Here is a 14,386-nt window from a genome sequence, read left to right on the forward strand (position 1 = left end):
CCTGAAGGGATCATTTAATTTGAAAAAACTATACAAGGTATATTGGAGAAGAAGGTTTGGTTTTGCCCGAAATTAAAGCTTGCCCAACTATTTCGCTAAATTTGTACCACAAATACTTTATATGGAAAGCAAAAGACAACAAAAATACTCCAAGTTGATCCAAAAAGAACTTGGAGACATCTTTCAAAAAGAGTCTAGGCATTTAGTGGGGAGAGCCATGGTTACGATTACCCGTGTGCTGATGAGCCCAGATCTAGGTCTGGCCAAAGTTTACCTAAGCTTTTTGCTTGCTGATCCGGAGGAGACTTATAAATTGATCAATGAGCACAAGAAAGAAATCCGTCATCAGCTGGCCAAGCGGATCGGGAAGTCTGTTCGTGTGATTCCTGAAATTGCATTTTTCCCGGATGAGTCTGCCGCATATGCTCAGCATATGGACAAGGTGATCTCTGACCTGGACATTCCCGAAGCTGATGAGGAGGATTCTGAAGAAGATGAGGATTAATCCGGCGTAATTTGAACCTAAGCTTTTTCATAGCATCCCGATATTTCCGCAGTAAAAAGAAGAGAAACTTTATCACTGTGCTTTCTATCATTTCTGTAGTCGGAGTGGCAGTGGGCACTATGGCATTGGTGATCGTCATGTCCGTATTTAATGGACTTGAGGATCTGATCCGGGGGCTTTTTGCCAGCTTTGATGCGGAGCTGAAAATAGAAGTGGCCCAGGGCAAAAGCTTTGAGACATCAGAAGAATGGCTGGACAGTATTCGGAATATAGAAGGTGTAGCCGTGCTCACGGAGGTGATTGAGGATAATGCTCTCCTGGATTATAATGGCAATCAGATGGTGGGAACCATCAAGGGAGTTTCAGATAATTTTCTCGATCAGGAACGCTTTTCCAAAGGATATTTTTGGGGTGATACCACACTGGGAACTGAACTCAATCCGGCCGCTATACTAGGTAGAGGGGTAGGTTTTTTCTTGTCTGTAAATCTGGATAATGTCAATGTTCCCCTCAGGGTTTATTACCCTAAAGCTCCTAGAAGTGCAGCTTCTCTGGACCCTTCCCAGTATTATGAATCTGCCATGCTGGACCCTGTCGCTTACTTCAGCATAGAGCGGCAGTTTGATGATGAGTATGTGATAGCACCCCTACATTTTGTCAGAGATCTGCTGAGGTATGGTAATCGACGCACTTCACTGGAAGTAAAAATGGCTGAAGGAGCCTCCATCAATGAAGTCCAGAAAAAACTAATAGCGCATCTAGGTGATGCATATACTGTAAAAAATGCCGATGAACAACATGCCGGTATCATCCGCACTGTTCAGATGGAGAAGCTTTTCACCTTCCTTACTCTGACCTTCATTCTGGCTATAGCTTCTTTCAATATCTTTTTTTCGCTCAGTATGCTGGCCATAGAAAAGAAAAAAGACATTGCAGTTTTGAAGGCCATGGGAGCGCCGGAGAAGTTGATCCGGTGGATATTCTTGAAGCAGGGGGCGATGATTGCCTTTAGCGGAGCTATCATCGGGTTGGTGCTGGGTTACCTGGTCTGCTGGCTGCAGCAAGCTTACGGCCTGGTATCCTTAGGAATATCCTCTGCTGTGGTAGATGCCTATCCTGTGAAAATGGCATGGTCAGATTTCATTTGGGTGAGCATTGCTGTCATTGCGATCACGCTTTTGGCTTCCTCCAGGCCAGCCTACATTGCTTCTCAAGTAGATACAGTGAAGGAAGTTTAGCCTGTTATTCTTCTTTTGGTTTGCCAAATTTTAGTTTGGTAAATCCACTGTTCAGAATTGTGTACATGCTGCCAATCAGGCCTATGGAGCCGGTGAGGTAGGCGTAAACCTGGTCGAAAAAGGACCGATTGAAAATCCCGATCAAAGCGAAGCAAATCAGCACAAAGCTTAATGCAGACACTTGGATGAGGTGAGAGTTACCATTTTTACTTTCAAAATCCCTAAAGCTCTTGATCTCTTCCTCACTCACATGGGTGAGGATGTAAAACTGGAACAGCCGGCTGAAAAATTCATTTCTTTTCCAAAGAGCAGCTTTGGGATCCGAACCAATAGACTCTGGATCTGGGGTTTTTTCTACCAAGATTCCTTTTTTGAAAAGCTCCTTAATGGTGTTTATCCTGGCTTTGTTCAGAAATCTTTCTAGTGCAAATTCATGGCACACGAGTTTTTCCTGAAAGTTCAGTTCTGACCAGATGTCAGCAAATTTGGCCAAGGAAAGGCGAAGGTCCTCTTCATTTTTGGCTTTTACATAGCCCGGATAATTGCTGTCTTGAGATTCTGCGGCATAGCAATCAGCATCAAGTGGGAGCAACAGGAAGATGAAGTCACTGAAGGCTTCCGAGAAAAGCACCTGATTAGCTATAGGCTTTAAGTTAGAAAAGGTCTCGTGCCAGGTTTTGCCGGAGGCGATGATCACCTGTTTTTGCCGGTATTTTTCAGTCCCAATCTGCTTGGCGATAAGCAATTGGTCTTGCCTACAATGGAAATTGACGAAAAGGTAGGTTTTCTTATCCTTTACCAGCTCTATTTTGTCGAGGGTATCTTCTACAGACAAGTCTATCACTTGGAGACTTTCGGGTTCATCAAGATGATTTTTGACGTGATTTACTGCCGAGGTAGAGTCTGGGCAGGTGAGAAAGATTCGTTTTTGTTGTAACTGATCCGGTTTGGTTTTGGCGACCTGTATAGGGAAAAAGATGATGCTTTGGAGCTGTTTTGCCAAGATAAGGAATAGGATAAAGAAGAGCATGACTAGCATGCTATGCTGAATGATTGCCCATTTGGAGGGTTTTAGGATTTGCGGATTGTCTAAGGTATTTTGGATTACCCCCAAGTTGGGAGCGATGAAACTCCTGATTTTGTCATCGAAAGGATCCAAAATAAGGGAAAGCGAATTTCTCCTGCTCTCTTCATAAATGCGGGTAGTCTCGTTCTGAACAGGATCTGCTACTACCTGCTCGTGATCGGCATCCCAGATTTGCTGCTCAAACTGCTGTGTTTTTGACATGATGAAATAGCCTGGTAGAAAGCCAATTGCTAAAAACCAAATGCCGAGGAACAAGGGAAGAGTCAGGTTTTCGTTGTACAAGACCAGCTTGAGCGGTTTGATTAAGTAAAACCAAAGTAGAATAGAAATTGCCGCTAGTCCGGTCAAAAGGAGGGCTGGTTTAAGCACATTTGGTACTTTTATCCAAATCCATAGCAAAAGCAGGATCACTACCCCTCCTAAAATCAAAGCCCTGACGGAGTACTTTTTCAGTTTGAACTCAGTGAAGTCAAGGGAAGGATCTGTACCGATTGCAGTAGTAAGGTTGACAAAAGATACCAAGAAACCGGAGTAGATCATCAAAGCCAAAAAATGCAAATGATGAATCGGAAATGAATAGTAACAGTGGAGCAGCAGAACCGCATAGAGCCCATGGCTGATCACGAGGTAATTAAGTCTAGGCAAATTGGCAGCAGATGGCTCTAGCCAGGTGAATAAGAAGGATTTTGTGCCATGATTGTTTCTGAATCTTCTGGTGTTTTTTTGGACTACCAGGCTGAAGAGTAAACTTAAGAAATACAGCAAGACCAGTACTAGGGCTTCAGCGGAGACCAAGGAAGCGAAAGAGTGGGTGAGATTGGTATTCACCAGAAATAACAGCCAGATATCTTCGTCATAGGCTACATTTTGGATTTTTTTGAGGATTCCGGTGTATTGGTAGCCATTGAGGTAAAGTGAGGTACGGATCTCCTGGGATGAGTGCTGGTTGTTTTCCATCAGGGAGGAGATTTCCATCCATTTTTCCGAGTTGATTCCCTCGTTGATGTTGTCTATGGGAGAGGTGATTTTCTTACTCTTCAGTAGGATTTTACCACTTTTCTTAAAAGCCAAAAACCGAAAATTTTCGCTGGTGTCGGCATTGGTAGTTAAGCGGAAGGTGATGGCCCGTACGCCTTCTTTCTTGAGCGAATCGTTTTTGAAATAGTTTTTCGAAATCACAGATTCCAATTCCCCATCAAACCTGCTGTAGTGGGAATTCAGGAAAACGGAATTATCGGCTCTCTCTTTTCTACTGTCATGGAAATAGGAATAGTACACCCGAGTACTCAGGTCTACTGAGGAGGGAGAGTCCCGAAAATCCAGCGATTGGTTCGTTCCCCTATAGTATATTTGCTGGACAAATCCATTTTCTCTAAACCAAATGAGTTCGTTATAATTACCGTTTTGCTCCTCCCATTTATCCTTCAGGATCATGTCTTCCATTAGGCCTTGGTAGATGAGCAGTGAGTCCCGGAGTGATTTTGCAAGATTTTCTACAATATCTATTTTGGGTTTGATATCGTCCGGTCTATTTTTGAATTGGGCGAAGGCAACTCCAATCACCACAGACAGTAGCAGCAGAGAAAGCCCGACCTGAATGACCTTAGATTGGGTAAGGTTATCACCCTTAGAAAGATTCATCACTCCCAGCACCGGAATCATAGCTATCAAGACCGCCAAAAACAACAAGAAAATGCTGATTACCGTGAAGTTGAGCCGCAGTCCTACCTTTTGGTGCGTGTCTTCAGAAATCACCCCCACTGCATAAAGTTTTAGGCTATTGATCTGAAGAGGGGACACATATGCTCTGGAGTCTTGCTCAGAATAGCTGATTGGCACCATGGATGCCCCGGCATGGGTTACTCCCAGGGTGTCTATCTTCAAATCTTTGGGTTTGAAGAGGCTTACTCCGTACTCCGTATTGGGATAGATGATATTACCGGATTCGTCCGTTAGAAAAAACTGTTCAAAGATTTTATTGGTCTCCTGCTTGCGTAGGAGCTCCACGATTGGAATCTCCAAATCGATTACCAGGGTGGTGTCCGAGTTGTTTGCAGTGTTAGTGGTACTGTTGTTTTCGAGTTGAAGCGGAAGAAGCAGGTTTTGGATATTCAGATCATTGACTATGCTGTCGATATTGATTACCAGATCCTTTTTGAATATGGCATCAATTCTTATCGCGAGGCTGTCTTTGGGCTGAAAGTTACCGATGAGAATTCTTCCGTTGGTGTATCGTGGTTTGAAGGAATTGATTTTGGTCAGTTTCTGAGATTCGGATCGGGTGTCTTCAGATGTAGCAGAAATCGCTGCACCATGCTGCATAAAATAGGCATCTACTCTATCATAGTAGTCGCCCAAAGCCCGTGCGATTTCATTTTTTGAGGCTTCTATGCTTCGGATCAGTTGGTTTTCCAATTCCCGCTGGTTATTGGTAGCCTGTACATATAGTATGACACCGATAATACCGATGACAGGCAAAAGAAAAAGCCATACTGTCTGTGTCTTTAGCTTCATAAAAAATCATTAGAAAAATGCATCTTCAAAATACCTTTTAAATAGCTGAAAGTCAATAGATAAAGGATTTATAAAAATGTACAGGTATTTCCAGCCATAAAATTTTGACTTTGATAAGCTTGCCAAGGCATGTTTATTGGAGGCTGAAGCCCATCACCCTAGTTTGCAAATAAATTACCCAATGAAAAGCGTATTTTCTCTAACACTACTATTGTTCACATTGCTAGCTTTGCCCTATGCTGTGCTTGCGCAAAGCAATTCAGAAGATAAAGGATCCTTAAAATCAGGTACCATTGACAGCCAGTTTGATTACATCTATAGTGTATCAAACAACTACCAAGAATATAAAGTGGTGAAGCGCACCAATCTGGATCAGCTCAAGTCCAACATGCTGGATTCTATGCGGACGATGAGACAGGAAGTGGCGGATCTTAAGGGGCTGATAGCAAGCCAAAAAGATTCTATCGCAAGCCTGAATAACAGCCTAGTCACTGCCGAAACAGAAAAGCAGGAAGCGATTGATCAGAAAGACAATTTTACCTTTTTGGGCATGGGTGTCCATAAAGCGGTTTACTCCTCGTTTATGTGGATTTTGGTAGCAGCCTTGGCTGTGGCACTTGCCTTTTTCTCTTTTCAGTATTTCAGCAGTTTCAAAAAAATCAATAAAGCCAGAAAGGATCTGGCCGAGGTACAGGAGGAATTTGACAATCATAGGAAAAACATGCTGGACCGGGAGCGTAAGCTTAAGCGTGAACTGGTCGATGCCCAACTGGGCAGATAGGGGAATCAGTCCTCAGTGGATTTTTAGACCCCAGAGCTGACCTTTGGGTAGTGATTCTCTGCGTAGCTTGCCTTTCGTTAGTAGACTGTGCCAAGTCGTGCAAAGTTTGATGGTAAATCTGTGTGAAAGCTTTCCACCTGTGCCAAGGATTTCCCTGAAAAAAAACCGTAAGTTTGTGACCTTAAAATAGCAAAATCACCTAATGGCTAAGAAAAGAGGAACTGCTTTGGAAGAAGGCGAGAAAAGGAAGTTGAACAAGCAGAATTTGAACAAACTGGGAGGCATTTTCAATTTTATGATGCCTTACAAAGGAGCATTTTTTCTAGGGTTGATTTTTCTTGTTTTTTCATCGCTTACCTTATTGACCTTTCCTTATGTAGCGGGAAAGCTGATCGATACTGCTCAGGGAAAAGACTGGATAGTCAATGATGTCAATTCCATTGCTTTGGTTTTAGTGGGGATTTTGGCAGTACAAAGTATCTTTTCCTTTTTCAGAGTTTGGACCTTCGCTTTGGTTTCAGAACGATCCATGCGGGATATCCGGCATGCACTTTATTCCAGATTGGTACGCTTGCCGATGACGTTTTTTGACAAGCGCAGAACCGGGGAATTGATCAGCAGAATTACCTCTGATGTGAGTTTGCTGCAGGACACCTTCTCGGTGACTTTGGCAGAGCTTTTCCGGCAGGTGGTGACCTTAGTAGCCGGAGTTGGTTTTCTATTGTTCAATACGCCCAAGCTAACCTTATTCATGTTAGCTACCTTTCCTATACTGGTAGTTATCGCTATGGTTTTCGGGAAGTTTATCCGTAAGCTGTCCAAGTCCACTCAGGATGAATTGGCCGGTGCCAATGTGATCGTGGAGGAAACGCTTCAGTCCATCACTACGGTAAAGTCATTTGCCGGAGAGGCCTATGAGTCGGCCCGATATGGCAATGGCTTGAATCGTGTGGTAGGAGTGGCTTTACGAGCTGCTAAGTACAGAGGAGCATTTATCTCTTTTATCATTTTTGTGCTTTTCGGAGGCATAGTAGCAGTGATGTGGTATGGAGCCAGTCTGGTGGGAGCAGGAGAGATGAGTGTGGGCGAGCTGGTGTCTTTTGTGCTCTATACCACGTTTATTGGTGGGTCTATAGCTGGTTTGGGGGATATTTATGGTCAGGTTCAAAAGGCCATAGGATCTTCAGAAAGGGTATTGGAGATCCTTGACGAGGAAGCCGAACCGGTATCAGGATCTAATACGTTAAGGCTGGAAGGAAAAATCAGTTTTGATCATGTGGGATTTCATTATCCTACCAGACCTGAAGTGGAAGTCTTGAAAGACCTCACTTTTCATGTCAAGTCAGGAGAGAAAGTGGCTCTGGCGGGTCATTCCGGGGCTGGTAAATCCACCATCATTCAGCTCCTCATGAGATTCTATGAGGTACAAAAAGGAGAGATTCTAGTCGATGATAAACCTTTGCAGGATTGGAATCTAGAAAATCTGAGACAGCAAGTGGGCATAGTACCCCAGGAGGTATTGCTTTTTGGTGGGTCTATCCGCGAAAACATTGCTTATGCCAAAACTGATGCCACCGAAGAGGAAATCATAGAGGCTGCCAAAAAAGCCAATGCCTGGCAGTTTATTTCTAAATTCCCAGAAGGTCTGGATACGCTGGTGGGAGAGCGTGGAGTGAAACTCTCCGGGGGTCAGAGACAGCGTGTAGCTATAGCCCGGGCGATTTTAAAGGATCCTTCCATATTAATACTGGATGAGGCTACCTCTTCATTGGATGCTGAATCGGAGTCTTTGGTTCAGGAAGCCTTGGATGAGTTGATGAAAGGCCGTACCACCATCATTATTGCGCATAGATTGGCGACCATACGAAAGGTTGACCGCATTTATGTGCTGAGCGATGGGGAGATCATTGAGCAGGGCAATCACGCTGAACTGCTCGGACAGGAAGACGGCTTTTATGCCAACCTGGTCAGGTTACAGTTTGCCGATTAACCCAGGTTATGCGCACAGATGGACTTGGTCATACCCAGCCAAGACTCCTTGTAAATACTGCTTCCCGGGAATAACTTTTTCATTTCTTGTAGTGTAAGCAAACGTATTTCATCCAGATACTGCTGTGCATGTGCGGGATCCCATTTTTGAAGTCTGCTGACCTTGGTTTTGGTCAGGAAAAAAAACACCCAAGACTTTGGCACATACTGGGAAAATGGAATGGCGTAATGTGCTTCTATGGGGAAATGCTTGTTCGGAGTTTGGATAAAATGCTTTTTACCTACACGCAGAATCTCAGCGGCCATTTTCTGTTGGTTTTCCCAGGTATATAAATGCTCAATGACCGAATTGGAAAAGATCAGGTCAAAACTCTGGTCTGGGAATTGGGGCATAGAGGTGGCATCTCCCACTACTGCTTTGAATCTATCATTCTCGTTTGGATCCAGACTTAAATTCAGAAGCGTGATCTCCACATTTGGCAAATCCAGCAGAGCACTATTCTTCCAGAAATAGTCTGTACCGCCTAGATCTAGTATTCTAACTGGCTTGGTTTTTGAAAAATTCTTGAAAAATAAATCCTCAAAATCTTTTTGTCTTTGGTTTCTAAATTTGGCTCCTAGCGAGCGTGGATTTTCAGAAGGAGAAAATAAATCAGTAATAAAACTCATGCGTTGCCTAGAGGCTTTCGTATAATAATAAAGCACAAAAGTAATCAGGCTTGCTGATTCTTTTCTTAATTTTGGCTTCTAAAATGAATCGGATTGGCTTAGTATCCAAGTTTAACTGGTATTGAAGGTAAATAGGCCGGATTCGGTTAGTGTTTTTATGAAAAGAAGGTTTGATAAGTATTTTCCTTGGGTGTTTACCCTGATAGATTTTTTGGTGTCCTTAGTGGCACTGCTTATCTGTGATTATGGACTTCAGTTCATCGGTATTTTTGAAGGAGCGAGTTTTCTTGCTTTTGTTCCTCTTTCAGTTTTATGGATGCTGGTGTCCGTGCTCCGAAAAGATTTTAAAATCCCGCGTACAGACGAATATGAACATACGCTTCGTCGTCATCTGGGTACAGTAGGTTGGTTTACGGGGGCAACGGCCATTCTTTGGTTGCCTTTTCGCACTCCGGCCCTACAAGTGATCCCGGTTCTGGCTTTGGGCTTTGGGATGTTGGTCATCATGGGGATGTTCCGGGTGACCGTGCACATGATTCTTCGGAAGTATCGAACCAAAGGGAACAATTACCGAAATGCTGTCATAGTAGGAAAGGGTGGCACTGGGCGAAAACTAGCCGATGTGCTGAAGATCCGCAAAGACTTTGGGATTAACTTTCTCGGCTATTTTGATGATAAATCAAACTGCGCGCAGACTAGAGGAAAAATCAAAGACTTCTTTGAGCGGGCAGCGGAGATGGATTTGGATATGATTTATATCCACGAAAAACTGGATTCTGACTTAGTCAAAAGGGTGATAGATTTTGCTGATGAGCATTACATTCAGGTGAAGATGCTGCCCGGTGGTAGCCTTCAGCTGGAGAAGAGCCTGTCTTTTTCCAAATATGGAAATCTTTTTGTCATCAATGTCAATGAAATTCCGCTGGATCATTTCTTTAACCGATTTGCCAAAAGAGCATTTGATGTGATTTTTGCGGTGGTGGTGATTGTATGTTTTCTGTCATTGCTTATTCCTATTTTAGGTATTCTGATCAAACTGGAATCCAAAGGGCCTATATTCTTCATTCAGAAAAGAAATGGGGTAAACAATAAAGTGTTCAATTGCATCAAGTTCCGCTCCATGACAGTGACTGATCGGGAGGATGGAGACCCTGAGAATGATCATAATTCCAGAATCACCAAAATAGGGCTGTTTATGAGAGAATCTTCTCTGGATGAGGTGCCCCAGTTTATCAATGTCCTGCTTGGGCATATGTCAGTGGTAGGGCCTAGACCGCACACGGTATCGATGAATAAGGAATTGAACACGCAGATCATGGGCTATAATTCCAGACACAAAGTACGTCCGGGAATCACGGGTCTTGCTCAGGTGCGAGGCTACCGGGGAAAAATCGAAACTCCACAGCAGATTCGCAATAGAGTACGTCTGGATTCATTCTATATCCATAGATGGTCATTCATGCTGGATCTTGAGATTATGGGGAATACTTTTGGGGTGCTTTCTAACAAGGAAGATGGGGATTGAGGTAAAAAATTCCTGCAAGTTTTGTGGTAGTATCCAGTTGAGATTTTTTGAAGCCCAAGAGCGAATGATTGGTTTGGGCGATAGCTTTGAGTACACAGCCTGTCAGGACTGTGGTTCATTGCAGATCAGTGAGATTCCTGAAAATTTATCCACTTATTATTCTCATTCTAATTATTATTCATTTCTGCCTTTGGTGCGATCCGGAAGGCTTAAAAACCTGCTCAAAACGCTCAGAATACGCACTTTTCTCCAAAGTGGATTGCAGCCTTTTTCGCCAGAATACGGCTATTGGTTAAAAAAAGTCCACAGTTCTTTTGATGCTAAAATCGCAGATGTGGGATGTGGCAATGGGCAATTGCTCTATGAACTAGCTGTTTCTGGTTATTCGGATTTGCACGGGATAGACCCATTTATTGAAGACGATGTGCGGCTGCATCCCCATGTTCGCTTGTACAAGAAGGAACTCCAGGAAGTAGCATTTCAATTTGAGCTGATCATGATGCATCATTCCTTTGAGCATATGGGTGATCCAAAGGAAACATTGGAAGTGTGCAGAGAAAGACTGAGCAAAGGAGGTAGGCTGCTCATTCGGACTCCGGTTTCCGATGCTTCTGTGTGGAAGGATCATCAGGAATTTTGGGTGCAGCTGGACGCTCCGAGGCACCTAGTGATTCCTTCTGTTGCTGGGATGAAAAGCTTGGCTGGGCAATTTGGTTTTCAAATTGATGAAATCGAGTTTGATTCCACGGCATTTCAGTTTTGGGGGACTGAACTCTATGAAAAAGGATTGACCTTGAGTTCAAAGCCAGAAGATCATTTTACTAAGGAAGAGCTAGCAGAGATGCAAAAAAAAGCCCTCCGTTACAATAGGGAGGGCAAAGGGGATCAGGTGTGTTTTTATATGACCAAGATAGCTTAAATCTTAAACAGGGCTTCGAAGAATCCGATTGTCTCACCCTTCTTTTTGAATATCAGCATAGGAAGTAGATTATTGACGTTGACGAGTTTTTCAGCCACGGATCCTAGGAGAATAGCTGCGGATTTTGTTTTACCTCTGGACCCCAGCAAAATCATGTCCGCATCCAGTTTCAGGGCTTCGTCCAGAAGGGTCTTTCCTTTGTCTTCTCCGGTATTCTGCACAAAGTGGCATTCTATGTTTTTATGATTGAATTTCGTGATGAAATTCTTGAAGTCTTCCTTCGCATTATTCTTCATGATCTCAGAAAACTCCTCTAATGTCTTTCCGGTTTTGGAATAGCCATGGGGCACATCGTAGATATGCACAGGAACCAACTCCGCGTTTAACTCTTCCGAGATTCGCTCTCCAAAATCGTAGATCATATCTGTGTGGGCGGAAAAATCTGAAGGGATCATGATTCTCTTCGGTAATCCCGGAGGTCTTTTTTCCTGAAGCATCAAGATGGAGCAAGGTGCCTTTTTGGCGATACCCTTAGCTAGAGATCCACTGCCCTCTAGGGTTTCCTTTCTACCCATGATGATCAGGTCCACATCTTTGATTTTGGCCCAGCGCAAAAAGGTGTCCAAAGGATGTGCTCCTTCCTCAGCAAAGACTTCTATATCCATAGACGGGGGGAAGTGGTACTCTTTGAGCTTTTCCGTGATAATCGCCTCTATAGATTCATCACCGGGAGCCAAAAGTTCCGGATGGTTATCCAATATTTCCTGCGGTATGGCTAGGTCTTTGGCCACATGCACAAAGTAACATTTATCTATTCCTAGGAATTCCAGATATACTATTGTCTTTTTGATCAGGATATCATCAATCTCGCTCAGATCCAGGCCTATCATGACCTTTGAAAAATGCTTCATAGTTGTTTGGTGTTTATATCCCTTAATTTAAGGCTTTGATTGAGTTTATCGAATAGTTTTTTTGTTTTTACCTTACGAATTGGTTTTCGAGGTAGTTTTGTGGGATGAAAGTCATGCAGAAATATTTTTTGGCGCTGGTGCCAGAGGGGAAAATCCAAGATGAAGCCACGGCTCTGAAGTATGAGCTCAAAGATGCGTTCAATGTGAAGTATGCGCTGAAGTCACCGGCTCATGTTACTATGAAGATGCCTTTCGTTTATAATGAAGCCAAAGAGGGCGTCTTGCTTGCCAAGTTGCGGCAGTTTACGCAAGAATTCCACAGTATGAAAATCCAGGTTGACGGTGTGGAGACTTTTGGGCAGCGGGTGATATTTCTGGGCATAGCGGCTGATGCTGATTTGATAAGCTTTCAGCAGGAATTGAAATTGTACTGCAAGCGGGAGCTAAATCTGGTGGATGAACTGAGTGACCGAAATTTCCACCCTCACATGACTATTGCCTTTAAGGATCTGAAAAAAAACAACTTTCAGCAGGTGCTAGATTTTGCGAAGGCAAAAGCAATCCAGGGAGTATTTGAAGCGCAACATCTTTGCCTCTTAAAAAGAGAGAGTGGAAGATGGACGGTGTATCAGAAAATCGATTTTGGGAAGAAGTAACCCGGATTTTCAGCAAAAAAAATAGCCGAGCACATACTCGGCTATTGAATTGATTGATTAGGTTTTAAAATTAATACCCGGGGTTTTGATCCCCATTGGAAAGTGCAGAGTTGTTGTCCAATTCTACAGTAGGTAAAGGCAATAGGTCATATCTTTCTTGATATCCGTCTATAGGTTCATTAGGCAAGTAGCCCATTCTACGCCATCTGCGAATATCTCTATTTCGTACCTGCTCTCCTGGCATTTCTACACGTCTTTCGTGCATGATGGCCAGTCGTGTTTCTTCCTTGGTGCCGGTAGGGTATTGTGCCGTTGGGTATTCTGGCATTTGTACATCGGCTCTATTTCTGGTCATATTCAGGTATGGCAAAGCTGCCGCAGGTCCGGAGAGTTCATTCTCTACCTCTGCCATCATAAGTAGGACATCTGCATAGCGTATGGCGCGGAAATTAATTCCGGACTGCGTGTTTTCATTGGCGCGCTTATAAATAGTCTGATACTTTCTCCAGCTAGGCTTAGTGAAATCACCCTGTACAGTGGACTCGTCCAGCACACTTTCACCTGCATTGAAGGTGTCTCCTAGTCGGTAGAAATTATAGCTCATTCTTGGATCCTCTTTAGGACTAGTTTCAAATTCATTTACCAGAGCAGTATTTGGGATCAGATTTCTCCAGGCATTTGGACCATACTCTTGACCTCGGAATGTAACCTCGGCGATACCTGTACCATCTGCATTCCATCCCCCGGCATTGCCAAAGGCTTCTGAAAACTGGATTTCCCAGATTGACTCAGCGTTGTTTTCATTTTCCTCTTCGAAATTGTCCAAATACCGATCTACTAAAGAATACTGATTGGAATTGATGATTTCTGTCAAATAGGGCTTTGCGCCAGCATAATCACCTTGAAACAAAAGCAACTTGGCAGCTACTGCCTGTGCAGTGCCTTTGCTAGCTCTTCCCACGTCGGCACCGGTATAGGTGCTAGCCAGTGGAAGTCTAGAAATCGCTTCGTTCAGGTCATTCAGAGATTGCGCAAAGGACTCGGCCTGAGTAGACCTTGGGAGCCCTTCGGGAGAAGATGCGGAAGTAGTCATTAGCGGTACTCCGCCCCACATAGTGGACAATTCGTAAAATGCCAGTCCTCTGAGAAAGTAGGCCTCCCCGATTATTCTGCTTCGCAAAGCATCAGTAATATCATCGGTGGCATTTTCTGCATTTTCTAAAACCAAATTGGCTCGGTGGATCAATCTGTACCAGCCTCTCCAGTTTGCATCTACCAATGGATTGGAAGCGTCAAATACATAATTCAGCATTTGTGCCCTTGGAGCCTCTAGCTGAGCTCCCCCAGTCTCTACATCATCTGAAAGTAAATCGTGTAGGAAGAAATACTCTCTATTATATAAATTGTTTCCTTGGAGCGTGGCATATACGGAATTTATCGCCGCTACGAGTTGTGGACCAGTTTTGTAGAAAGTCTCCGTACCCAGTTGATTAGGGTTTACCGGATTCAATACTTCCTCATCACAGGCCACTAAGCCCACAGCCATTATCACTGCCAAAAACGTGGATCTTGTTTTCATGATTTCTTTATTT

The 14,386-nt window shown here is 43.6% G+C and carries 11 protein-coding genes; 7 read left to right on the top strand and 4 right to left on the bottom strand.

Translation table 11 applies throughout. From position 1 onward, the window contains the following. Positions 1-121: 121 nt before the first annotated feature. Positions 122-505 carry a 30S ribosome-binding factor RbfA gene (gene rbfA / locus PBT90_RS19590; protein WP_264808189.1) on the top strand — a complete coding sequence of 128 codons (384 nt, stop codon included), beginning with the start codon at positions 122-124 and terminating at the stop codon, positions 503-505. 11 nt (positions 506-516) lie between these two features. Beyond that, positions 517-1,743, top strand: coding sequence for an FtsX-like permease family protein (locus tag PBT90_RS19595; protein ID WP_264808190.1), 1,227 nt, complete (start codon positions 517-519; stop codon positions 1,741-1,743). A 4-nt stretch (positions 1,744-1,747) separates the two neighbouring features. On the opposite strand, the gene PBT90_RS19600 is transcribed toward PBT90_RS19595, so the two are convergent. After that, positions 1,748-5,344: a hypothetical protein gene (locus tag PBT90_RS19600; RefSeq protein ID WP_264808191.1), complete on the bottom strand. Its 3,597-nt coding sequence runs from the start codon at positions 5,342-5,344 to the stop codon at positions 1,748-1,750. A 181-nt stretch (positions 5,345-5,525) separates the two neighbouring features. Here PBT90_RS19600 and PBT90_RS19605 point away from each other — a divergent pair, with 181 nt between their 5' ends. Both PBT90_RS19605 and PBT90_RS19610 read left to right on the top strand, forming a co-directional pair. Next, a complete protein-coding gene (locus tag PBT90_RS19605; protein ID WP_264808192.1) occupies positions 5,526-6,125 on the top strand; it encodes a hypothetical protein in 600 nt (199 codons plus the stop codon). Positions 6,126-6,327: 202 nt separating this feature from the next. Then, positions 6,328-8,115 (top strand): ABC transporter ATP-binding protein, encoded by a 1,788-nt coding sequence (locus PBT90_RS19610; RefSeq protein WP_264808193.1) that lies wholly within the window; start codon positions 6,328-6,330, stop codon positions 8,113-8,115. On the opposite strand, the gene PBT90_RS19615 is transcribed toward PBT90_RS19610, so the two are convergent. Next, positions 8,112-8,783, bottom strand: a complete 672-nt coding sequence (locus PBT90_RS19615) for a class I SAM-dependent methyltransferase (protein WP_264808194.1) — start codon at positions 8,781-8,783, stop codon at positions 8,112-8,114. The two genes, PBT90_RS19610 and PBT90_RS19615, sit on opposite strands and share 4 nt — an antisense overlap. 157 nt (positions 8,784-8,940) lie before the next feature. On the opposite strand from PBT90_RS19615, the gene PBT90_RS19620 reads away from it, so the two are divergent. Then, positions 8,941-10,308, top strand: a complete 1,368-nt coding sequence (locus tag PBT90_RS19620) for an exopolysaccharide biosynthesis polyprenyl glycosylphosphotransferase (RefSeq protein WP_264808195.1) — start codon at positions 8,941-8,943, stop codon at positions 10,306-10,308. After that, entirely contained in the window at positions 10,298-11,227 is a 930-nt protein-coding gene (locus tag PBT90_RS19625; RefSeq protein WP_264808196.1) for a class I SAM-dependent methyltransferase, read from the top strand. The genes PBT90_RS19620 and PBT90_RS19625 overlap by 11 nt, the downstream gene beginning before the upstream one ends. On the opposite strand, the gene PBT90_RS19630 is transcribed toward PBT90_RS19625, so the two are convergent. Beyond that, complete coding sequence (locus PBT90_RS19630; protein WP_270130773.1) at positions 11,224-12,138, bottom strand: universal stress protein; 915 nt, start codon at positions 12,136-12,138, stop codon at positions 11,224-11,226. The two genes, PBT90_RS19625 and PBT90_RS19630, sit on opposite strands and share 4 nt — an antisense overlap. Before the next feature lie 113 nt (positions 12,139-12,251). Between PBT90_RS19630 and PBT90_RS19635 the strand changes: the two genes are divergently transcribed. Then, positions 12,252-12,794 carry a 2'-5' RNA ligase family protein gene (locus tag PBT90_RS19635; RefSeq protein ID WP_264808198.1) on the top strand — a complete coding sequence of 181 codons (543 nt, stop codon included), beginning with the start codon at positions 12,252-12,254 and terminating at the stop codon, positions 12,792-12,794. 70 nt (positions 12,795-12,864) lie between these two features. Here the strand turns inward: PBT90_RS19635 and PBT90_RS19640 are convergent, their stop codons facing one another. Next, positions 12,865-14,373: a RagB/SusD family nutrient uptake outer membrane protein gene (locus PBT90_RS19640; RefSeq protein WP_264808199.1), complete on the bottom strand. Its 1,509-nt coding sequence runs from the start codon at positions 14,371-14,373 to the stop codon at positions 12,865-12,867. Positions 14,374-14,386: the final 13 nt, after the last annotated feature.

This window comes from Algoriphagus sp. TR-M9, from assembly GCF_027594545.1.
In the GTDB taxonomy this organism is placed as follows: domain Bacteria; phylum Bacteroidota; class Bacteroidia; order Cytophagales; family Cyclobacteriaceae; genus Algoriphagus; species Algoriphagus halophytocola.